This is a genomic window from Endozoicomonas sp. ONNA1 (assembly GCF_024606325.1).
In the GTDB taxonomy this organism is placed as follows: domain Bacteria; phylum Pseudomonadota; class Gammaproteobacteria; order Pseudomonadales; family Endozoicomonadaceae; genus Endozoicomonas_A.
Map to the genome: position 1 here is coordinate 1 of NZ_JAHHPN010000449.1, position 24870 is coordinate 24870.

General features: G+C 52.9%; 8 protein-coding genes. 3 read left to right on the top strand and 5 right to left on the bottom strand.

Features of this window, described 5'->3' with window-relative positions; genetic code table 11:
• Positions 1 to 202 precede the first annotated feature (202 nt).
• From KDK19_RS10335 to KDK19_RS10345, 3 genes are all read right to left on the bottom strand, one after another.
• Entirely contained in the window at positions 203 to 544 is a 342-nt protein-coding gene (locus tag KDK19_RS10335; RefSeq protein ID WP_257254503.1) for a hypothetical protein, read from the bottom strand.
• Between the two features lie 459 nt (positions 545 to 1003).
• Positions 1004 to 2284, bottom strand: coding sequence for an HlyD family type I secretion periplasmic adaptor subunit (locus KDK19_RS10340; protein WP_257254502.1), 1281 nt, complete (start codon positions 2282 to 2284; stop codon positions 1004 to 1006).
• Positions 2284 to 2889: a hypothetical protein gene (locus KDK19_RS10345; protein WP_257254501.1), complete on the bottom strand. Its 606-nt coding sequence runs from the start codon at positions 2887 to 2889 to the stop codon at positions 2284 to 2286. The genes KDK19_RS10340 and KDK19_RS10345 overlap by 1 nt, the downstream gene beginning before the upstream one ends.
• A 263-nt stretch (positions 2890 to 3152) precedes the next feature.
• On the opposite strand from KDK19_RS10345, the gene KDK19_RS10350 reads away from it, so the two are divergent.
• From KDK19_RS10350 to KDK19_RS10360, 3 genes are read left to right on the top strand one after another with little or no spacing between them, the layout of a single operon-like run.
• Positions 3153 to 4424, top strand: coding sequence for a TolC family protein (locus KDK19_RS10350; RefSeq protein ID WP_257254500.1), 1272 nt, complete (start codon positions 3153 to 3155; stop codon positions 4422 to 4424).
• Between the two features lie 60 nt (positions 4425 to 4484).
• Positions 4485 to 5957, top strand: coding sequence for a hypothetical protein (locus tag KDK19_RS10355; RefSeq protein ID WP_257275179.1), 1473 nt, complete (start codon positions 4485 to 4487; stop codon positions 5955 to 5957).
• A 3-nt stretch (positions 5958 to 5960) separates the two neighbouring features.
• On the top strand, positions 5961 to 6971 hold the full coding sequence (locus tag KDK19_RS10360) for a M23 family metallopeptidase (protein WP_257291886.1): 1011 nt from the start codon (positions 5961 to 5963) through the stop codon (positions 6969 to 6971).
• Here KDK19_RS10360 and KDK19_RS10365 read toward each other — a convergent pair.
• Both KDK19_RS10365 and KDK19_RS10370 read right to left on the bottom strand, forming a co-directional pair.
• The gene (locus KDK19_RS10365) at positions 6935 to 9040 is read right to left on the bottom strand and encodes an ATP-binding cassette domain-containing protein (protein ID WP_257280298.1); all 2106 of its coding nucleotides are present in this window, start codon (positions 9038 to 9040) and stop codon (positions 6935 to 6937) included. The two genes, KDK19_RS10360 and KDK19_RS10365, sit on opposite strands and share 37 nt — an antisense overlap.
• Before the next feature lie 55 nt (positions 9041 to 9095).
• On the bottom strand, positions 9096 to 24854 hold the full coding sequence (locus KDK19_RS10370) for a hypothetical protein (RefSeq protein ID WP_257291887.1): 15759 nt from the start codon (positions 24852 to 24854) through the stop codon (positions 9096 to 9098).
• Positions 24855 to 24870 lie beyond the last annotated feature (16 nt).

The window sequence follows — 24870 nt, forward strand, 5'->3', positions numbered from 1 at the left end:
CCAGGCATTGAATAAAGCAAAACCCCAGTTGAGTGATCGGCTGGGGTTTTTGTTTATCCGTTACAGGACAATGTAATGTCACCCGAAAGAACGACAAAACTTCTTAAGCAATGCGTCGTTTATTTTCGTGCTCCCATCCAAACCCGGAAGTAACAGGATCGTCCGGAACGATTTTAGGCAGTTTTAGTACTCAATCATGAATTTATTGATGATCAACTCTGCATTTTGCCATTTCTTTCGGATTAGAAGGTGCACGGCAGACCCGGTCTCCATAATAGTCATTGTTGAAATTGCAATCACTTTGCTTGTTGGATTGCTGAGCAGGAACATTGAAACTATCCTGTTTTTTCTCTATCTGGCTGGATGCATTCATGGGGTAATCCTCCTGTTGTATAAAATAAAGTTTATAAACAAGGAATTGAAACTGGAAATTGGCAATGGCTATCACAATGATAGGAAAGTTGTATTCAAACTGTTGCAGTATGGTACTGGTGGAGGTGCGTCTTGAAGCGCGTACAATCTTGCGACCTGAAATGGTCGCCACGGTAAAGCTGTGGTCGGCAGCTGTGTACCAAGTCTTGCGGGGTGGAAGGTAACGACCACAGCGAAGCGCAGACAGGAAGATAATAGGCCATAACGTTTGCTAAGGGATAATTAACCTCGAAATTGAACGTATTCGAAGTAGCTGACCTTCTCTCTACCAAGGGAAAGCAGAAATTGGGAGCTCCGCTAATGACAACAACCGCAGTAGGACAGCCTTAAGTTCGACAGGCTGATAGAGCAATGCAGGAGCAGTTGCCGCGGAGGGGCAGTCTATTCTCGGTCAGCCTCCGTGTGATAGCTATTTTAAATAGCGGGGTATCAATTCCAACGCTCTCTTCTCTATATAGAAAGGTGCAACAGGTTTTTTTAAACTTCAGGATCCCTTGTCACTAAGATTTTTGGACGGAGTTTCGCTCAGCGTGGAGCCCGATAAGGGCCACGAGCGTTGACACAAATTGAATTACAGTCTCGCAGTAAATTGAATGGATTCAGACAACGGCCCCAGCAGATAACCAAGAAGCGTGCGTTTACCTGCCAGTATATTGAGTTCAACGGTCATACCCGGGATCAACTGATTATTTTCATCAAACCCTGAACTTTCCGTCTCAATCATAGCCTTGTAGTAATGCTTAGCCGTGACACTATCTACATAAGTGTCAGCACTCACCTCCAGAACCTTGCCCCTCAGAGAGCCATAAGTCGTATAATCGTAGGCAGAAACCCGAACATTCACTGACTGACCGGGCCAGACTCTGGCTCTGTCATGTGGTGCCACCATAGCTTCTACCATCAGGGGAACTCCATCTGGCACTATCTCTGCCAATATCGAACCCGGCGATACGACCTCACCAATAGTATTGACATGCAGGGTATGCAGAGTACCTGTAACCGGTGCCGCCACTTTTTTACGGACCTGCCGTTCACTGGAAGAGTGAATCTGTGCCTGAATTTGAACAATTTCTAACCGGACTTTGTTGTAATTATGCTGTGCCTCTTCACGAAAATCTGTCATCAGTTTTTTTTTCTTTAAACGCAGCTCTGACAGGTTGGCAGCAATGACCGGAATCTGTTTCATTGACTGATTGATTCTGGTCTCAATTTTCAGCAACGCCATCTTTTTTTCCAGCTGATTATGAATCGAACCAGCACCTTCCTGAAGAAGCGTCGTCAGTATATCCAACTGCTTTTGAGCTACCGCCCGTTCGTTTTTCATGTCCTTGATGACCTGGTCAAGCTCAGATAACTGGGCTTCTTCTTTGTTAATCTGCTGGCGGACAATGGAGATTTGTTCGCTGAGCTTTCTGGCACGTTTTTTATACAGCTCTTGTTCGTTAAGATAATGCTCGTTATTCCGAGTCTTTTGTTTGCTCGCAGCGATCAGTTCTTTACCCGTCATTTCAGCATACAATCGTTGCGCTTTTGCGGTCAGCCCTCTGAGTCTTTGGTTCAAAATGCTGATATTCTCGGTCAAGGAAGGATTCATCACCGTAAACAATACCATGTCTTTGTGAATCCGCTGCCCTTCTTGCACGTGCAGTTCGGTAAGAATACCGCCTTCCAGATGCTCAACCACACGGTTATTGCTGAAAGTAGTCACCCGACCATTGCTCTTGACGACCACATCTATTTCGATAATGGCTGACCAGACCAGAAAACACAGAACGATAAAAGTGATGGTAAAAATGATGGAATAGCGGGAAAACGATCGGTGCCGCATTCGGGTAAGCAGTGGCTTCATCATTATTCGTTATCCACCAGTTTGATAACCACCTGGTTTCGTTGCTCGGTGCCGGATTCGTCCAGTCTGATTTTGATAAATTCAGCGGGCATGCCAGCATCCAGAAGAATTTTTCGAACTTGAGAAATTCGGTTGAATGCAATTTCGTAAGAAACCGTTTTCGCCAGGCTTCTGCTATTGAGCAGGCTAATAACATGGATCGTTTTACCCTGAAAATCAGCTATGTTTGCCTGAACCCATTCTTCCAGCTCCTTGTTTGCCGCTTCAGAAAGACGTGAGTTGAAATCTTCGTACTTTATGCGAATGAGTTTACTCTTAATCTCTGTGGATACCTGGCTCTCTAAATTAACGCTCATGGCTTCAGAAATGATTTCCTTCTCAATATCCGATTCCACCGAGGCTTGCTGACCCGATTCCAGTCCTTCGGTTGAGCCGGCTGCCGCATGCTCAGCTTCAATAGACGACTGCGCAATATCATAACCCACCTGAACACTCAGCGCAGAAACGACCATAACCAACACAACGACCAGGAAAACAAAGACCAGCAGTGTGGTCGAAAGAGCATCCACAAATCCGGGCCATGGGTTGCTTTCAACTTTTTTAGCCATTGTGCTCCAGTTGCAGATGTGTAGTGTAGAAATTCAAACAGGAACCGTTACATCAACTGTTGTCTGGTTATCTATCGCCTGTCTGATGCGTTTCTTAATAAATGTTTACCGCAAAACGGAATACTAAAAGAAGCGATCCTTTGCAGTTTTCGTGCTGTGGGCCGAATAAGACTCTGAGGCTTTTAAAGTCCTATATCCATTGGATTGAAGAGATGGGGTAGGGGTACGCGGCAAAAAAATCAGGACAGGCAGGATCAAATTTTATGAAACTAAAAAGTCTGCTCGGGGTGAGTTTATTAATTCTTATCTCTCCAGTGAGTGCCTTATCGTTACCTGAAGCGGTCAACAAAGCACTGGAGATCAACCCGACCTTGAAGTCTCTGGAGGCTACGGTTGAGGTTGGAGAGGCTCAACTGGACAAGAGTTACGCCAACTACCACCCCAAGGTTACCCTCCAGTTGGAAAGTGGCAAGAGCAACAATTCAGACAGTTCCTGGCAGCAAAAGCGCAAATCATCAGTAACTCTTAATCAGGTGTTGTACGATTTTGGTCGGACTTCTAACCAGATCAGCGCCAGAAAATACAAGCTAAATGCCTACCAGCAGGATCTTAATAACGGCCGTGAGCAGCTCGTCCTGCTCACCTCAAACACCTTTCTGGAGATACTCAAGCTTGAGGAAGTGATCAGATATATCAAAGAGAATATCGCCTTTTACGATCGTTTTCTGGGCATCCTTGAAACCCGAAATCAGACAGGTGCGTCCAGCAAATCTGATGTTCAGCGTCTGACCAGTCTGAGCCAGAATGCCCAGCTTGAGCTGATCCAGTATCAGACAGACCTGACGTTTGCCCGTAAAACCTTTAAAAGCCTGACGAACATTGAGCCAGAAAACCTGACAATTCCTTCGCTGGACGGACTGGTCATCAAGCAAACCCCGAAGGAACTGGTCGAATTTGCAACAACCCGGAGTTATCAGATCCAGTCTCTCAGAAAAAACATTGAGTTCGCCAAAGAAAATCGAGACAAAGCCCGTTCCGATCTATATCCCAAATTTGACCTGAAAATTGAAACCAACAGGGAAAACTCTCTGGACACCAACGGCAAATGGTCAAGCACACAGGCTGCCGGTATCACAATGAGTTATGACATCTGGGACGGATTCAAGGCCCGAAGCAATGTTGATGAAACTAATGCCAAAGTGATGCGGGCTAATCATCAGTTACGAGAGGCAACACTGGCACTGGAAAAAGAGGCAGAGGAAGCTTACAGCGCGATGTTGAAGTTAAGAGATGAAAAGGCCGTCAATAAAGAGGCACTGGAAACCAACCGCGAAATTGTCGACCTCTATTACAAAGAATTTGAATTGGGTGAAAAGACCCTGCTGGATATCACCACAGCCCAGGGGGATTACCATAACAGTCGAGTCCAGAGCGCCGTGTTCCGGTTTGAGTATTACAAGAGTACGCTGAAAATCCGCTATTACCTGAATGATGTCATCAACACAGTGCGAAGTCTGGCAGACGAGTCCCAATGATGTATCAGAGGACAGGCGAGAGAACGACGGGCAACACGGACAAAAAGGGATAATAAGGACATGTCTGAGCTGCATATTGCCAACCCGAAAAGAATAGAGAGCTTCATAAGGCGTATGCAGTTTGTCGTCGTAGCCAGCATTATCCTGGTTTATTTTTCCAGAGATTTTTTTATCACGGCACTTATGTCAAATCTGCCGCTGAACGGTACGATTTTATCGGTATTCATAGTCGGTTCGGTGCTCTGCTTCATCTATGTGTATCATCTTAAAGATGATGTTCTGGTGGTTGCCAAACTGGATGAGATCTTGTTTGAAAATAAAGCCGACCAGGACGGTTCGGATGATCCGGGCGATCAGAACATCCAAAGAGACAGGAGCAGCCAGAACGAGCAGGGCAAACCCAAACCGTTGAAGATGCACCTGATGGGGCCAACTGTCACCCTGCTCAAAAACAATGTTGCATCTCTGGGTGTTATCAGACTCTCGGCACCAGCAACCCGAGCTCTGGTAGACTCTCTGCAGGACAGTATGAGCGAAAAGTCCGCCTTCATTCGCTACTTCACCGACCTGCTGGTTTTTATCGGACTACTTGGAACTTTCCTTGGCCTCACCATCACCATTGGCTCCATCGGGGGCATCCTGTCTGATCTGGCAGGAGGCTTGGATGGCGGTGATATTATGGAAACCCTGATCAAGCTGATCCGAGGTCTGGAAGGGCCTCTTGGCGGCATGAGCACCGCCTTCGGTTCTTCCCTTATGGGTCTGAGTACTTCGTTGGTGCTGGGTATTTTTCTGCTCAGCCTGGACAAGGCCGGCCATTACTTCACCTCTGCCATGGAAAACTGGCTGGCTGAGCACACCGTTGAGAGAAGTTCTAATGGTGGAGCGGCTACGACCACTGCCGCTCCAGCCATCGGAAACGGGCAACTGGAGCAGATTACCACCCAGCTCAGTACCATCGCCAATACTCTGAAGAGAATCAGTATTCAATCTGCAGATGACAGGCAGTGGCAAAACCTGATCACTTTACTCAACAATAATCACCGTGAGCTGGCCAATGAGACCTCCGGGCTGTCTGAATCCCTGCTACGGACTGAACAACATATTGAAACTTCTGCCAGACTCCAGTCAGATCAGTTAGCGCAAGCAGAGCTGCAATTGCGGGAATCAGAAAAACTGCGCCAGATGTTCTCTACTCAGGCCGATGCCAGTATAGAAGCACTGGGCGCAGTACAGGAAAGCAAGCATCGGCTGGTTCAGATTGTCAATGCTCTGCTGAATGAGCAGCAGGCTCTGGGGCGCAGTCATGGGAAAACCACTGAGCAGGTCACCGAGCTGAAAGCATTCATCGCACAGAAAACAGACGCCTCTGCCACCGAACTTAAAGGTGTCTCTCTGCAGTTGCAGGCACTTTCCGATAAAGTTCAGGAAGATAACCAGGACAGCCAAATCAGGCAGTCACGAATGGAAAAGATGTTCATTTCCATGTCCAGGGCGATTAAGGATATGAAGGCCAGAATAAAAGGAAATTGAGACGTGAGGGTTCACCGGCATATCATTCCTCTGATCTGGAGTCTGGCCGCTTCGGCTGACAACAGTCCGGATTTTATTTTCCCGGTGGCTTGTCATTATGGTGTTGATTGCTTTATCCAAAACTATGTTGACCATGATCCCACTTCGGGCCACAGCGACTATCAGTGCCGTCAGCAAACCTATGACGGCCATTCTGGTACCGATATCAGGTTAGTTAACCTGCCCCAAATGAATAAGGGTGTTTCTGTGCTGGCAGCAGCCGATGGCACGGTTGTCGCGACACGGGATGGCATTGCGGATACTTATCTGAACCCTGCCCGACGTAAGGAAATAAAACAGATCGGTCTGGGCAATGCCGTTGTTATCCAGCATGGGGATGGCTGGCGCAGCATTTATGGCCATCTGAAAAAGGGGAGTCTGACCATCAAAAAAGGTGATCAGGTCGAACAGGGGCAGTTACTGGGAGAAATTGGCCTGTCGGGATTAACCGAATTTCCCCATGTCCATTTTCAGGTGACACATCACAATAAGACGATTGACCCGTTTATCGGAAAACCAGACAGAAGCGAGTGTGGGGATACGCTCAACAGTCTGTGGCTCGGGATCGAAGACAACAGGATAACCTACCTCCCGGGGTTGCTATTGGATCAGGGTTTCAATAGCACTCCCCCGGTCAACTACCAGTCGATTGAAAGTGGAAATTTTAATAACGGCGCTGGTGACAAAAACCAGCGCCTGTTTTTTTGGGTCCGGTTCGTCGGGCTGTCAACGGGTGATCAGGTAACGTTGAGTTTCGTTGCACCCAATGACGAACTTGTCAAAGCACATACTTTCCCGGAACTGAAATCAGGCAAGGCACAGCAATTTTATTACATCGGCATCAATAATCCGGCTATTCGCCCGGAACTGTGGGGCCGCTGGCAGGGGAGGGTGAAACTGAAGCGCACATCACTCCCGCCTATTAAAAAGGTTTTTGATTATGCAGTAGGTGTTGAAGATGTGACTGACCGTTGAAAATTGAGCTCCTTCAGCACGCGACTGCGACTACCGTCACCGATGATACGACCTTCCGATATCACGATAATCCGATCCACCAATTGCAACAGGTTTTGCCGGTGAGTGACAAGAATCAGCGTCTGGTCGTCTTCCAGGATACCCGGAAGACGCTGACAGAAAAGCGTTTCATTGTAATTATCATAGGCACTGGTGGGTTCATCAAGGATCAGTAAACGACCCCGACGCAACAGAGCACGAGCCAGGCAAAGTGCCTGTCGTTGACCACCGGAGAGATTCTCGCCCCGTTCTAAAACTTCGTGGGCATAGCCCCGGGAGCACTTCTGGACAAATCCATCCAGACAAGCCCCATAACAGGCTTCATCCAGCTTTTTAGTGGATGCTGAACTCTGTCCGAGCATCAGGTTACTTTTCAGTGTGCCAGCGAATACGGAGGGTTTTTGAGGTGCCACGGCGAAGTGGCTGCGGTAATGGTCCAGATTAAGGTGCTGCAGATTGCGACCATCGATCATTACATTGCCTTCAGTCGGTTCCACCAGCCCCTGAATCATGCGGATGAGTGTACTTTTCCCGGAGCCAGATGCACCCAGTATGGCTACCCGCTCTCCCGGCTCAATCTTCAGGCTGATGTTCTTCAGAATTTCAGGTTCCGTGGCTTTATATCGATAGGACACTTTATCGAATTCAATCACTCCTTTCAGGGTTGGAACATTGAGCTTATCGTTGCAGTCATCCTCTCCTGCCAGACCCAGCAGATCGTTAATCTCTTTCAATGCCTTGATGGAGAAGCTTAGGCGATTAACTGCCATGGCCAGACTCATCAGCGGAACAATGGCCCTGCTACCAAGAATAATGCAGGCAAACAGAGAGCCAGACGAAAGATTACCGCTGTGTATCTGGAAGACACCCAGGACAAGCATGCCGATGACCACAATCTGGCTGGCACTTGCCACCAGGGTGTTGAGCAGAATATTAGACTGTTTACTGGCCAGCGATGCCCAGGCAGAACGGGTGACCAAACTACGCCAGCGCGCCTGAGTCTTGCGTGTCGCACCCAGGGTTTTAATGGCTTCCAGCTCTGAACTCACTTCGTAGAGAAAGGCACTTTTGGCATTGTTGGCGCGGGTCAGCTGGCTGGCACGATGACGCGTGCCTCGATAGCTGAATATCGCAATCGGTATCAGGCAGGCCGCAATGCCAATAGGAATGAGTGCCATGACGCCACTGATCATTCCTATTATGAGGGTAAACAGAATAAAAAATGGTGCATCCAGAAATGATAACACCACCGTTCCGGACAGAAATTCTTTAACCCGGGCAAAATTTTCCACAGCATGGGTAATGCGACCCGTAGAGTCAGGCAGTTCACTCTGCTTCAGCTGAACAAGGCGGCCCATGATGAACTGTTCACTGCGCTTTTCAATAACCCGGCAGGCCTCATCGACAAAATAAGTGCGGAGCCAGCGCAAGACAAAATCAAAGGTCACTACCAACAGCATGCCAATCCCCAGAACAAGCAGCGTATCAGTAGCAAAGGTTGGGATGAGTTTGTCGAACACCATGTTGGTGAATAACGGTAGCGACAGAGTCAGTAGATTGACCATCAGGGTCGCCAGCAATACCTGAACGTAGTGAGGTCGGAGTTCGTTCATCTGTGCGCGAAACCAGGCAGGCATCAATAGCTTGCTGGCAGTGGCTTTGTCCTGTTGTTCACTGAAACAGAAAAGCGTGCCGGTATAAACCGATGCTAATCGTGACAAAGACAACCATAATCCCAGAGGATGTTTTCGTGATGCTACAAAATACTCACCGTTACGAATTTCGGTGATGGTCATGAATTTTTTTTTCTTTAACTGAATGATGCAGGGTAAGTCGTTTTCCGTAATATCATTAAGACCGCTGCATTTTTTTATCATGTCCAGGCCACAGTAGGCAGCGGCCTGTTTAAGGCGCCGATGATCAAACTCCTGACCATCCTGCGTGAGTGTCTCTAAATCTTCTCTGACAACATCGGCCCCCATATGATGGCAAATGGTGAGGAAACAATCTTTGAGGTTGAATTTAAGCATAAAAGGCGCTCTTTTAGTTATCCTGGCGCCCTCTGAACCTACTGGCCTGAATCCATCAGAGGAAGTTGACGGTTATGGTATTAGTACCGTCGCTGTATATGTGCTGATTGGCATTACTGGTATCAACACTGGTCTCATCATTCACAGTAATACCATCAGTGTTACTGCCATCAACATCAATGGTCAGACTGTTACTTCCGGTAAGAGCACTGACATCATTCATGGAGATAGTGATGGTATCGGCACTTCCATCGCTGAAATCAATCTTTTCAACATTATCAATAAGGCTGGTGAAATTACCCAGATCCCAGGTGCCACCGTTGTTCAGATTGAGGGTGTCGCTGTCAGCGCCACCGTCTATCCGTGTGGCATTGTTTTGCAGGGCTGCCAGATCGACATTGAGAATGTCGTCACCGGCTCCGCCAATAAGCTGATCTGCGGCAAAACCCGTTAAGGTGTCGTCACCGGCATTACCCTCCAATACGTTAGCTACCGTGCTGGAGGCGGTGAGATTATCCCCTGAGACTGCACTGTTGGAGCCCAGCACCTTCTCAATACTGGTCAGGGTGTCGGTACCGCCGCTACCGTCGGTGGCCACACCAGTGTCCAGGTTAACTGTGACGCCATTGGTTTCATTGCTGTAATCAACGGTGTCTTCATCAGCCCCTCCGTTCAACGTATCGGTTCCGGCTCCACCCTCCAGAGTATCGTTGCCGTCACCGGCAATGAGCGTATCGTTTCCGTTTCCGCCGCGGAGTGTGTCATTGCCGACACCACTGGTCAGAATATTGTTGGCACTGTCACCAATCAGGGTATCGTTGCCATGATTGGTGGTGACATTCTCAAAACCTTTGACCCTGTCAGTACCGGTAAAGAGCCCATTGCCAAAACTTTTGTTGACGGTGATGTAACCCTCAGGATCGGCTGTGGCAGAGAGGTCGACGGTAATATCATCTGGTGTGTCTAAAGGCCCGCTGACATTACCCACCATATCCAGCGTATCCCCTGCCGCAGTGTTGGCACCGCCATCCAATTTATCGTTTCCGAAGCCACCGTGGATGATGTCATCTCCGTCGCCACCGGTGATGATGTCATCGTCCTGGTTACCGTTAATGTCGTCGTTGCCATCTCCACCGTTGATGGTGTCAGCACCGGAACCCCCCCAAATAGTGTCGCCTCCGGCACCCCCGTTGATGGTGTTGGCTGACGCGTTACCGTATAACTGGTCGCCTGATAAATGGTCAGAACCGATAATATTTTCGATATCTGTCAGCGTATCGTTTCCGCCGCCACCATCAATGGCGTAGTCTCCTGACAAATCAACAATAACCGTCCCTGAATCTTGACTGTAATCAACGGTGTCTTCACCCGCCCCGCCATCCAGTGTGTCGGCACCGGCACCACCACGAAGCGTATCATTACCGGCTCCACCTTTGAGGTCATTGATGGCACTGTTACCGATGAGCGTATCATCGCCGCTGCCGCCAATAATATTTTCGATCTCGCGAAGGGTGTCCGTGCCTGCAGACGTGGTGGCTGTACCATCGTTGCCGGTTTCGGCCAGAGTCACGTTGACAGTGGCAGTGTACGCAGAGTAATCCACGGTATCGATATCTGTACCGCCATCCAGAATATCGTTGCCACCGCTGCCGTGGAATGTATCGTTGCCACCCATGCCACTGAGACTATTGATGTTGCTGTCACCGGTCATGGTATCGATAAAAGCACTACCGACGACATTTTCCACATTACGGACAGTATCGGTATTACCACCCTTGGCTACCGAGCCATCAGACGCACCAGCCAGAGTGACGGTCACGCCACTGCTGTTGGTACTGTAGTTGAGAGTATCAGTGCCGCTGCCACCATCCAGGATATCGGAACCATTGCTTGAGTGGATTGTGTCGTTCTGATCACCGGCACTGATGTTATTGTCCTCATTATCACCCGTGATGGTGTCCATGCCGTCTGTGGCAATAATGTTTTCGATATTGCGAAGTGTGTCTGTAGACGTGCCGTCATTGACGGTACCGTTACCGCTGCCATTGAGCACAACGGTGATACCGGAATTAGTGTGGTTACTGTAATCCGCCGTATCAGAACCTGTGCCGCCATCCAGGGTGTCTGTCCCTGTACCACTTTCCAGAGTATCGTCGCCAGCCATACCATTGAGGGTGTTATTGCCAGTGTCTCCGATCAGGGTATCGTTGTTGCTGGAGCCAGTGACATTTTCAATATTTTTGAGTGTGTCGGTATCACTGCCATGAACCGCACTGCCGTCAGAAGAGTCCCTCAGGGTAACGGTCAAACCATTGCCAGAGCTGTTGAAATGGGACGTGTTGTAATCCACCGTGTCGCTGCTGCTGCCGCCATCAAGAGTGTCGTCGCCATCAGAGCCATAAATAGTGTCTGCGCCGGCACCGGCATTGATCGAATTGCTGACACTGCTGCCGGTTAGAGCGTCGTTATGATTACTGCCAATAATATTTTCAATATTCCTCAGGGTATCAGTGCCCTGATCGACGCTGCTGCCTGTCTCGCTTGTCAGGTTGACGGTCACGCCATTGGTAGCGCCACTGTAATCCACCGTATCACCCAGACTGCTGTGAGCCCCTCCCTCCAGCACGTCATTACCGGCACCACCGATCAGCGTGTCGTCGCCCGAGCTGCCATCGAGGGTATTATCACCACTGTCACCTGTCAGCGTATCGTCGGAGAAACTGCCGGTAATATTTTCGATCTCGTAGAGGTTATCGGTGCCATTGCCGGTGGCTACGCCGGTGGTCAGGTTGACATTCACCGCGCCACCGTCAGCGTAACTGACGGTATCATTACCGGTGCCACCGTATATTTCATCGTCACCGGCGTTGCCTTGCAGTGTGTCCGCACCACTGTCACCGTAGAGAGTATCGTTGCCAAAACCGCCTTTCAGCAGGTCATCGTCTCCCCCTCCACGCAGGATATTGGCCAGGGAACTGCCGGTAATATCATCGGCCTGACCGCCCCCGGTAACGTCTTCAATTCCGGTGATGCTACTGTCGGATGAACCGTAACCATCCTGAGTGGCTTTTCCGTCACCAAGGTTAAGGTCAATGGCGTGGGTCGCTGTACTCAGGTCAAGCAGGTCATTATTACCACTGCCGCCATCAATAGTGTCGTCGCCCTGACCACCATTCAGGGTGTCATTGTCATCACCACCTTGAAGCGTGTCGTCACCGGCACCGCCGTCAATCCGGTCCTGACCGGCATTACCTTGCAATGTATTGTCGTCACCGTTACCGGTGAAAATGTCGTCACCACTGCCCCCGACCACACTTTCAATACCGGACAGGGTGTCAGTGACCCCGCCGACGCTTGCCGTTTGTGAAACATTGGACAGGTCAACGGTAACTGCCGAACTCTCACTGGCATAGTCAACGGTATCATTGTCACCGGCCTGTTCACCGCCATCCAGTGTGTCGGCACCGGCACCCCCCGTCAGATAATCATTGCCATCACCGCCTTCCAGATGGTCCGCACCATCACCACCGGACAAGGTGTCATCATTGTCATTACCCACCAGATGATTCGCGTTGGCATCCCCTGTCAGGTTGTCAGATTGGGCACTGCCACGGATATTTTCAATATTGCTGAGGGTGTCGTTGGAACCTTCACCATCCGCAGCATTCGTCCCCACCAGATCACTAAGGTCAGCGGTAACACTGCCAATAGCGCCGCTGTAATCCGCCCAGTCCCCGGTGCCTGCACCGCCGTCGAGATTGTCATTACCGGCACCGCCAACCAGCGTATCATTGCCGGAACCACCGTTCAGCGTGTCGCCTTCCGCGCCACCTCGCAGGGTATCGTCATCATCGCCGCCATTGAGGGTATCAATGCCATCCCCTCCCTCAAGCACGTCATCACCAGCATCACCGTTGAGCGTGTCGGCACCGGCATCGCCACGCAATGTATCGTTATGGTTACCGCCGTGGAGAGTGTCGTCATTGGCACCACCTTCCAGGGTATCGTCGTCATCTCCGCCCTCCAGGGTATCATTGCCATCACCGCCAAAGAGCTGGTCCTGACCGGCATCGCCACGCAACGTATCGTCGTCTGCCTCGCCATAGAGGGTGTCATTGTCCGATCCCCCTTCAAGGGTGTCTGTCCCGGCTCCACCATAGAGCGTGTCCTGACCGGCATCTCCATAAAGCAGGTCATTGTTGTCATGACCCTCCAGCCTGTCGTTGCCGCCACCGCCATGGAACTGATCGACGCCAGTGCTCCCGGTCAGCACATTGACATCAGCACTGCCCGTGACAACACCACCGTTAGCGCCCAGCGTGACATTCTCGATATTGGTAATACTGGAATCGCTGGTACCGTAACCATCGTTGCTTGCGCTACCTGCCTGAAGATCAATATTGACCGCTTGTGTGGCTCCGGTTAACAGCAGGGTGTCGGTTCCTGCCCCGCCGTCGATGGTGTCGTCACCGGCACCTCCATCAAGAGTGTCCTCACCGGTGCCCCCATCAAGAGTGTCGTCACCGGCGTCCCCATCAAGAGTGTCATCACCGTCTTCGCCCCAGAGCGTGTCATTCTCTGTGCCACCTGAAAGGCTATCCTGACCCGTGCCACCCTTGAGGAAATCCTCACCCTGACCCCCCGTCAGGATGTCATTGTCCGCATTACCCTCGATGTCATCATCACCACCACCGCCAGAGAGCGTGTCATCACCGCCGCCCCCTTCAAACCGGTGACTGTCGGTATTACCGGTCATGGTGTCGTTGTTGGCAGTACCGATAATAGTTTCAATATTAAGCAGCGTGTCCTGACCACTTTCACCGTCATTACTCACCTGATTACTAGCCAGATTCATATCAACAGTGATCGCCCCCTTGCCGCTGTAGTCGACCGTATCGGAATCACTGCCTCCATCCAGGGTATCGTTACCGGTGCCACCATAGAGAGTGTCATTCCCGGCATCGCCATTCAGAGTGTCATTGCCAGCATCGCCGTAGAGGCTGTCTGTACCGGCACCGCCATTAATGGTGTCAACACCACCATTACCTCTCAGGGTATTGGCATTGTTATCACCGGTCAGGGTATCGTCATGAGCCGTGCCGCTGATGTTCTCTATGCCTTCCAGAGTATCGGTATCGGTGCCATCATTAGCCGTTCCGTTACCGTTGGCAGTCAGCGTGACAGTGACTGCGCTGCCATGGGCACTGTAATCAGCGGTATCACCGTTACTGCCGTGGGTTCCGCCCCTCAGGGTATCGGCACCGGCCTTGCCGTAAAGGGTGTCATCTCCGCCCTGGCCATCCAGAATATTGACTTCAGCAGTACCTGTCAGGGTGTCATTACCGGAACCACCCATCACAGACTCAAAATTGGCAATGGTGTCAGTATCGGCCCCATCCACCACCGAAGATGAACCCAGGTCCACCGTCAGGCCTGTGGTATTGTCAGAATAATCCAGGGTGTCGTTATCATTGGCGTTTTCGCCACCATCCAGGATATCACTGCCACTACCACCCTTAATGGTGTCATCCCCTTCATCACCGTTCAGGGTATCGTTGCCACCCCTGCCTTCCAGAGTGTCATTACCGATTCCGCCGTCATAACGGTTAGCCGTGTTATCACCGATGATATGGTCGTCACCCGCACCCAGCACCAGGTCTTCAATGTCGATCAGGGTATCGACATTGCCACCGCCGAGATCGACCTGAAAACTACTTCCGCCTCCTGAACGGTCAATAGTCAGCGCTCCGGCGAAGGTGCTGTAATCCACCCGGTCATTACCCAGCCCACCATCGAGTGTGTCAGCACCAAGGCCCCCTTCAAGAATGTCGTCACCGTCCTGCCCCAGCAACACGTCATCGCCATCGCCGCCGGTCAGGGTATCGGCACCATTGCCACCTTCCAGTTGGTTCGCTTGAGCATCACCCTCGATGGTGTCATCGTTGCCTGAGCCAATGACATTCTCAATGCCTGTGAGTGTGTCATTGGCACCATCACCATCGTTGCTGGCTGCGCCGCTAAGCAGGTTTACATTGATAGCACTGGCAGCATCGCCGTAATCGGCGGTATCGATGCCAGCACCGCCGATAAACGTATCTACCCCTCCCGCACCATAAAACGTATCGTTGCCATCACCGCCGGTCAGATGGTTGTTTGCACCATCCCCCCGAATAGAATCATTGTGAGCAGTGCCAACCACATTTTCGATATCGATCACCACATCACGGTTGCCGTAGCCATCATTGGTGGCTTCTTTATTGGCCAGGTCAATGGTCAGGGCTCCGGAGGCGGCGCTGTAGTCGGCGGTATCACTCAGGCTATTGTCGGTTGCGTCATCGCCACCACGCAGGGTATCCGCACCGTCACCACCGACCAGGGTATCCGCACCGTCACCACCATGAAGGATGTTGGCAAGGTCATTACCGGTTAACCTGTCATCGTTACTACTGCCGGCGAGGTTTTCGATGCCTGCCAAAGTATCCGTGTCGCTGGTGGCGGCATCAGTGGCTGTGCCACTACCAGCGCCACCATCGGTCAGTGTTGCCGTGACTGCGCTGCCATGCCCTGTGTAATCTGCCGTATCAGTGCCCTGGCCGCCATCGAGGGTGTCATTGCCAGCGCCGCCCTGCAGAGTATCATCACCCGCATCCCCCACGAGCTGATCATCGCCGCCACTGCCACTGAGGGTATCGTTGCCACCATTGCCACGAATCGTATTGTCGGCATTGTCGCCGGTTAGCGTGTCGTTGTTACTGCCGCCGGAAAGGTTTTCGATACCCGTGAGGGTATCCTGGCCTGTTTGGCCATCGTTGTTTTGTGACTGATCAAGCAGGTTGATGGTGACGGACTGAGTCTGGGCACTGTAATCTGCGGTATCAATACCGGCATCACCCTGCAGGTCGTCATTACCTGAGCCACCGATCAGAATATCGTCGCCATTACCACCTTTGAGGGTATCGTCAAGATCTCCGCCATCCAGGGTATCATTACCCTCCTGACCTTCCAGAGTGTCGGTACCGTCGAGTCCATTGAGGGTGTCATCCTGGTCGCCCCCCCAGAGGGCATTGGCGAGGTGGTTGCCGGTCAGCGTATCGGCATGGTTACCGCCCATCAGGTTTTCAATGGACTGGAGAGTGTCCTGACCACCCAGGGTGTCGTTGATCGGGGCGCTGGTAGAAAGGTCAATGGTCAGGCCGGATACAGCATCCCGGTAATCAGCGGTATCAATGCCGCCATTACCATTCAGGGTGTCGTCGCCAGAACCACCCGACAGAGTATCGTCGCCCGTACCCCCATCAAGGGTATTATCGGCAGAATCACCGGTCAGGGTGTCATTACCGGAGCCACTGACGACATTCTCAATATCAAAAAGGCTATCCCGATCACCATGGCCATCATCATTATTGGTATCGTCTGCCAGATTAATCAGGACATTGTTGGTCTGGTAGCTGTAGTCGGCGGTATCCGTGCCATTACCGCCTCTTAAGGTATCATTGCCAGCCTCACCCACCAGCCGGTCATCACCATCGCCGCCATCCAGCTCATTCACTTGACTGCTTCCGGTGATGGTATCGTTATTGTTAGTTCCGACGATATTTTCAATATCAACCAGATTATCAACATCTGAATTACCACCACTGAAAGTGGCAGTCCCCGAACCCGAACCACCATCAAGATCAACGGTCAGTTCAGCACCTGATACCGAGCTGTAATCCACCGTATCAGACCCCGCACCGCCATCAATGGCATCGCTGCCTGCACCTTCGATGAAGGTATCCGCTCCGTCACCACCGAACAGCTGGTCGTTACCGGCATTGCCCGTAATAGTGTCATCACCCAGCCCTCCTTCAATGCGGTTGACGCCACCATCGCCGATCAGAGTGTCATTGTGATCACCGGACAAGATATTTTCGATATTATTCAGCGTGTCTGTGAGGGCACCCAGCTCTTTCGCCCGGTTTGTGGTGAGATCCACTTCAACAGCCGCGGAGGCATCGGTGTAATCCACGGTGTCAGTGCCTGCACCACCGTCCAGCAAGTCGGTTCCTGCACCACCTTGCAGGATGTCATCCTGATTGCCACCATAAAGTTTGTCATCACCGTCTGCCCCACTGAGGGTGTCGGTACCGTCATTGCCATAAAATTCATTGTTATTGCTATCGCCTGTAGCCTGGTCATTGCCTGCACCAAGCCGGATAATCTCGATATTACTCAGGGTATCGCTACCACCCAGACCATCATTGTTCGTAGCCTGATTAGCCAGATCAACGACAATGGCCTGGCTACTGGTGTTTGCGGAATAATCAACGGTGTCGGTATCATCACCGCCATCAAGCGTGTCATTGCCTGCAGCACCGTTCAGTGTATCGTTACCCGAACCACCGGAAAGCGCGTTATCTGCGCTGCTCCCTGTCAGGCTGTCGGCACCATCAGAACCAATGAGGTTCTCAATATTACGGAGTGTATCGGTATCAGATCCGGACACAGCCGAGCCGTCCCCTCCCACAACCAGCGTTGCCAGAACGGTCTGACCTGCCCCCAGGTTGCTGTAATCGACGGTATCAATATCATCACCGCCATCGATAATGTCGCTACCGCCTCCTTCAATAAACACGTCATTACCGGCTCCGCCTTCGAGGGTATCGACACCATCACCACCGGTCAAAGTATCGTCGCCGGCATTCCCCCTGAGGGTGTTGGCAGCCGCTGTCCCGGTCAGAACATCGTTACCGCTGCCGGAACTGACTGCTTCAAAATTGCTGATGGTGTCGACATTGTTCGAGCCAGCGTTAACCGAGGCATTGTTGAGGTTTACGGTCAGGTCATTGGTGTGGTCGGTGTAATCCAGTGTGTCAAAACCAGTGCCTCCATCCAGGTCATCGTTTCCGGCTCCGCCGCTGATGGTGTCATTGTCATCCTCGCCGCGAAGGGTGTCGCTGCCATCACCGCCGTAAAGAGTATCGTTCTGGTTACCACCATAGAGTGTATCGTCTGCGCCTTCACCGCGGAGGGTGTCGATGCCATCCAGCCCCTCGATAACATTGGCTGCGCTGTCGCCGGTCAGGGTGTCATCGTGGTTACTGCCCCTGATGTCCTCAATGCTATTCAGAGTGTCATTACCATTGGCACCCGATGCAGTGCCTGCGGTCAGGTCGACGGTGACGCCAGCCGAGGCATCATCATAATCGGCCCGGTCAGCCGTGCCATCGCCACCGATCAGGTCATCATCACCCAGGCCACCCTTGAGAACATCGTTTCCTTCACGACCTTCCAGCCGGTTATTCAGGCTGTCACCCGTCAGCGTGTCGCCGAGGGTGCCGCCAATCAGGTTCTCAATACTGTCCAGAGAATCCTGGCCACCGTCGCCATCGCTGGAGACCAGCTTATTTGACAGACTGGCGGTGACAACGCCGGTAACACCACTGTAATCAGCGGTATCGCTGCCAGTGCCTCCTTCCAGCGTGTCGTTGCCGCTATTACCACGCAGGGTATCGTCGTTATCGCCGCCTTCGAGGGTATCTGCCCCTCCTCCACCAGACAGGATATCGTCGCCAGCCAATCCGCTTAGCGTGTTGTTCTGGTTATCACCCGTCAGCGTGTCGTTATTGAGGCTGCCGGTAACATTCTCAATGCTGTCCAGAGTATCGCTGGAGGACTCGCCGTCGTCAGAAGCCTGATTCAGGGCTGCGGAAAGATCTACCGTTACTCCGAACCGGGCATCGCTGTAATCTGCCGTATCGGTACCCGCACCACCCCTGAGGGTGTCAGTGCCGGCACCGCCACCGAGGGTGTCGTTATCCGCACCCCCTTCCAGAATATCGTTGCCAGCCATGCCCTTGAGCGTGTCATCACCGGCACCGCCTGCAAGCGTGTTGGCCTCAACGTCACCGGTCAGGGAATCTCCGCTGGCGCTACCGATCAGGTTTTCAATATCAATCAATGCATCATAACTGCCATCACCGTCATCAGTCGCTGCCGTGTTGGACAGGTCAGCGACCACCGCACCGGCAGCGCCGCTGTAATCCACCGTATCGACATCAGAACCGCCACTGCCGACCAGCCGATCCTGACCGCCACCACCGATCAGGATGTCATCGCCGCCGCCGCCGGTCAGCACATTGTTTCCGCCATCGCCTGTGAGTAAATCGCCAGCGCTGCCCCCGGTGACGTTCTCTATGTTTACCAGAGTGTCCCGGGCACCGCTGCCGTCATCGTTCTGGGACTGGTTTTGAAGGTTGATGGTTACCGCCGTGTTACGGGCGCTGTAATTCGCCGTATCACCGGTTGCATTATTACTGCCGCCATCGAGAGTATCCGCACCGTCGCCACCGACCAGGATGTCATCACCGCCTTCACCATAGAGCCGGTCAACACCGCCATTACCGCTCAGAGTATCGTTGTCCTGACCGCCATAAAGATCATTGGCGTTGTTATCGCCGGTTAAGGTATCGGCGTGATTACTGCCACGGAGGTTTTCAATGCTGACCAGTGTGTCTGTGGCGTCGCCACTCACTGCTGCCTGAGGCGTACCAGAAAGGTTGGCATTAACGGAGCCAACAGCCGTGCTGTAGTCCGCAGTGTCGGTGTCGGTGCCACCATCAAGGGTATCGCTGCCGAGGCCACCCGTCAGGGTGTCATCGCCGCTGCCCCCCTGAAGGTCGTCATTACCGCTATTGCCCTGGAGTGTATCATTACCATCGCCGCCTGCTATGAGATTGTTGTGAGTATCGCCGGTGAGGGTATCACCCAGCCCGCTGCCTGTGATGTTTTCAATGTCGATAAGGGTGTCTGAATCCCCTGTCCCATCGGTGGCGGTGCCGCTGTCCAGGTCAACCGTTACCGCACGGCTATGGTTGCTGTAATCTGCCGTGTCACCGTTGGTTTCACCGTTGGCACCGCCATTGAGAGTGTCACTGCCGCTGCCGCCGATCAGGGTGTCATCACCATCGTTACCGAACAACTGGTCAGCGCCGGCATTGCCACTCAGGGTATCGTCGCCGTCATTGCCCCGCAGGATATTGGCATCACCATCACCCGTCAGCGTGTCGTTGTGATTGCTGCCGTTAATATTCTCAATGCTGGTCAGGGTATCGGTGTCGCTGCCAATGGTGACGGTATCGACATTACCGGATATATCCGCCACCACACCGGCAGACGTCAGGCTGTAATCAACGGTGTCATTACCACTGCCGCCATCGAGGCTGTCACTGCCGAGGCCGCCATCAAGGGTATCGTCGCCATCGCCGCCTTGCAGAGTGTCATCACCGGCATCACCATAGAGCGTGTCGGCATCATTGCCTCCCTGAAGGGTATCGTCGCCATCGCCACCAAGCAGCGTATCGTCACCACCGCCACCCTCTAGCACGTTGACCTGACTGTCGCCGGTAATGCTGTCACCATTGGCACTGCCGACAATATTCTCGATGCTGTTCAGCGTATCCGTAGCTCCTGAACCGTCGGTGGCGTTGGGCGTAGCGTCGGCAAGATTCACGGTAATGCTACTGGCATCATTGCTGTATACGGCGGTATCAATGCCAGCGCCACCTTTTAACTGGTCAGCACCCAGACCACCTTCGAGGCGGTCTGCATCGTCACCGCCTTCCAGTATATCGTCACCCTCACCGCCAATCAGGGTGTCCTCACCCGCCTCGCCCCTGAGGGTGTCAGCATCCTGTCCCCCGTCCAGTGTGTCGTTGTCGGCACCACCGGCCAGTACGTCCTCTCCCCGTCCTCCATTAAGGGTGTCATCACCGCCTTGACCTAGCAGGTTATTGGCGTTGTCATCACCGGTCAGTGTGTCGGCAAACTGGCTGCCGGTGATATTTTCAATGCTGATCAGGGTATCAGTGGCATCACCATCGACAATGGCCGTATCACTTGCGCCAGAGAGGTCTGCTGTAACAAATCCCGATGCACCGGTGTAATCTGCGGTATCGCCGTCACTGCCCTCGCCACCGCCGTCCAGCGTATCGGCACCGGCACCACCGGCCAGGGTATCATCGCCAAGGCCGCCAGAGAGGGTATTAGCATTGGCATCGCCGGTCAGGGTATCTTTAAAGTCACTGCCGATGACGTTCTCTACGTTGGTGACGGTATCGGTAAAACCACTGCCATCGCTGGCCTGGGTAGCAGAGAGATCGACAACCACACCAATACCGTCACTGTTAGCATCCTGGTCAGAGGCGTAACTGAGCGTGTCCACACCCGTGCCGCCGTCGATGGTGTCAGCGCCTTCCCCTCCTACCAGCGTATCGGAGCCGTCACCGCCTTCAAGGGAATCATCACCCTGTCCGCCTGTCAGGCTGTCGTCACCATCACCGCCCCGCAGCCTGTTGGCAGCCGTATCGCCTGTCAGCAGATCATTGCCGCTGCTGCCAGTGACATTCTCTATTCCGATCAGGTCATCCTGACCACCGCCATCACCATCATCCGTCGCCTTGCTGATAGACAAATCGACGGTGACCGCACTGGCCGCCAGCGAGTAGTCGGCAGTATCACCTACCGCCGTATTGGCACCACCTTCCAGACGGTCATTGCCTGCCCGTCCTGTCAGGGTGTCATCCCCTGCATCGCCATAAAGTGTATTGGCGTTGCCATCGCCGATGATCAGGTCGTCATGGCTGCTGCCGCGAATATTATCGATATCATGGAAGGAATCCTGGCCGCCATCACCGTCATCTGTCGCGGTACCGCTCGTCAGGTTGGCAGTAACGGCTGCTGCCGCGCCGGTGTAGTCAGCGGTGTTCTCACCGCTGCCTCCCCGGAGGGTATCATTGCCTTGCCCACCCGCAAGGGTGTCGTTGCCCAGACCACCAGACAGCTCATTATCATCGTTATTTCCGGTCAGGCTGTCGTTATGGTCACTGCCAACCACGTTTTCAATGCCACTCAATGTATCAGTGTCACCAAAACCATCGGAGGCAGTGCCACCGTCCAGATCCACGGTAACAGCCTGATTACTGGTGCTGTAATCCACGGTGTCTATACCATCACCGCCTGCCAGCTGATCATTATCACGGCCACCCACCAGCAGGTCGTCACCGTCGCCACCGGTCAATGCATTGGCGTTATTGTCACCCGTCAGGATGTCATCACCGGAACCGCCGGTGACATTTTCGATGTCGTTCAGAGTGTCGGTATTGATTCCGCCTTCAGTCACCTTGTTATTCGCCAGTGACAGATTAACCGTGACAATGCTGGTGTTGTCACTGTAATCTGCAGTGTCGCTGCCCGCTCCACCATTGAGGGTATCTGCCCCAGCCCCGCCCATCAGGATATCATTGTCATTACCGCCATTGAGGGTGTCATCACCGCCATTACCGAGCAGCGTATCCGCACCGGCATTACCCGAAAGAACGTTGTTTCCAGCATCACCGGTGAGACTGTCATCTTTGTTGGTACCGGTCAGGTTTTCAATGTTCTGCAGAACGTCCTGACCACCTTCGCTGTCAGTAGCCAGACCATTAGCCAGACTGGCTGTGACACCGTTGGTGCCATCGGTAAAGACCACCGTATCGCCGTCGGCACCATGACTGCCACCATCCAGAGTGTCATTACCGGCACCGCCGGTCAGCGTGTCGTCACCGGCTCCGCCAGAGAGTTCGTTGCCCTGAGTGGTACTGTCAGTGCCGGTCAGGGTGTCGTCACCACTGCCGCCGATCAGGTTCTCGACATTGCTGTAGGTGTCACTGCCACCGCTGCCGTCGTTGCCGAGGCCAGTCCGCAGGTTGGCGGTGACACCAACGGAGATACCGGCATAAGTGACCGTATCGACGTCCGAACCACCCTCGAAATTGTCTGCCCCGGTACCGCCAGAGAGGGTGTCATTGCCGTCGTCACCCTGGAGCGTGTCGGCGCCTGCACCGCCACTGAGGATGTCATCGCCGCCACTGCCGGATAGAACATTGTCGCCTGCATCGCCCGTGAGCGTATCACCGACACTCCCTCCGGTGACGTTCTCTATGTCCACCAGAGTGTCCTGAGCACCGCTGCCATCATCGTTCTGAGATTGGTTATCAAGGTTGATGGTTACCGCCGTGTTACGGGCACTATAGTCAGCCGTATCACCGGCTGCACTATGACTGCCACCATCGAGAGTATCCACACCATCGCCACCGACCAGAATGTCATCGCCGCTTTCACCATAGAGTCGGTCAGCGCCGTCATTGCCGGACAGGATATCGTCGGCCTGACCGCCATGAAGATCATTGGCGTTGTTATCGCCGGTTAAGGTATCGGCGTGATCACTGCCACGCAGGTTTTCAATGCTGATCAGTGTGTCCGTGTCGCCACTGACTGTCGCCTGAGGGGTGCCGGAGGAAAGGTTGGCATTGACCGAACCAATAGCTGTGCTGTAGTCCGCCGTGTCTGTGTCGGCACCACCATCAAGGGTATCGCTGCCGCGGCCGCCAGCCAGGATGTCATTGCCTCCTTCACCTTTAAGTTCGTTGTCTTGGGCATCACCACTGATCGTATCCTGAGCAGCACTGCCAATAATATTCTCAATGCCATACAACTGGTCACTGCCACCGTCGCCATCATCACTGGCTGCATTGGCAGAGAGATCAACAGTGACTCCTGCCGCTGCCAGTGAATAGCTGACGGTATCCGTGTCCTGACTGCCCGGATTTACGCCCGCAGCTTCTGTCTCTCCATAGAAAGTGTCATTACCGGCACCACCACGCAGCAGGTCGTCACCCCCATTACCGCTGAGTACGTTGTCACCACTATCACCTACCAGCCTGTCGTTGTTGCTGCCACCCGTGACATTCTCAATATTAATCAGGGTATCGGTGCCGGCATCAATGCCGTTGGTATGGGTCAATGAGCCATCCAGGGCAACCGTCACGATACCGGTGCTGCCGGAATAGTCAGCGGTATCGCTCCCAGCGCCACCGTCCAGAGTGTTGCTGCCCCCCCTGCCTGTGAGTGCATCATCCCCGGCACCACCCATTAGCTGGTTATTGGCACTGTCCCCCAGCAGGCGGTCATCACCGCTGCCGCCAGTGATATTCTCAATACCCACCAGTGTGTCAGTGCCGCTGAGCGTACTGCTGGCAATACCGGTATCCAAATCTGCATTCAGATCGGTTGAGTCGGCACTGTAATCGGCGGTATCTCCGTTCGTTGTCTGGAGACCGCCATTGAGAGTGTCATTACCGCTCCCGCCGGTGAGCCGGTCATCACCGTCCCCTCCCAGCAGGGTGTCTTCGCCCCCACCACCATCGAGAACATCGTCACCGGCATTACCCGTCAGCGTGTTAGCATCCGTGTTGCCCGTTAGCTGGTCATTGCTGGAGCCGCCTATGACATTTTCAATGCCTGAAAGAGTGTCCTGGCTGCCAGTGCCATCATTGGCCACCACGCCGTTGGCCAGATCAACCTGAAGGCCGATGGTAGCGGCACTGTAATCAACCGTGTCACCGTGGGTTTCATTGCCATCACCGCCAGTCAGCTGATCGGCTCCAGAGCCACCAATGAGTGTGTCATCACCATCACCGCCTTCGAGAATATCGATGCCTGCGCCACCGGACAGTTGATCGTCACCGGCATTTCCCCGGAGCACATTACTTTCATTACTCACACCGGCGGTAATAACATCGTCACCAAAGCCGCCCAGCACATTCTCAATACTGGTTAGAGTATCGGTGTTATTGAAACCATCATTGCTGGCCGTATCATTTTCCAGATCAACAACAATATTGCCGGTTACTGTGGAATAGTCAGCCGTATCGCTTTCTGAACCAGTGCCACCATCGAAAACATCACTGCCATCGCCGCCCACGAAAGTATCTTCACCGTCCCCACCCTGCAGGTGGTTATTGAGCTCA

Excerpts from the sequence above, each read along its gene's own strand:
- KDK19_RS10340 (WP_257254502.1), bottom strand. The coding sequence starts at position 2,284 with ATGATGAAGCCACTGCTTACCCGAATGCGGCACCGATCGTTTTCCCGC.
- KDK19_RS10345 (WP_257254501.1), bottom strand. The coding sequence starts at position 2,889 with ATGGCTAAAAAAGTTGAAAGCAACCCATGGCCCGGATTTGTGGATGCT.
- KDK19_RS10350 (WP_257254500.1), top strand. The coding sequence starts at position 3,153 with ATGAAACTAAAAAGTCTGCTCGGGGTGAGTTTATTAATTCTTATCTCT.
- KDK19_RS10355 (WP_257275179.1), top strand. The coding sequence starts at position 4,485 with ATGTCTGAGCTGCATATTGCCAACCCGAAAAGAATAGAGAGCTTCATA.
- KDK19_RS10365 (WP_257280298.1), bottom strand. The coding sequence starts at position 9,040 with ATGCTTAAATTCAACCTCAAAGATTGTTTCCTCACCATTTGCCATCAT.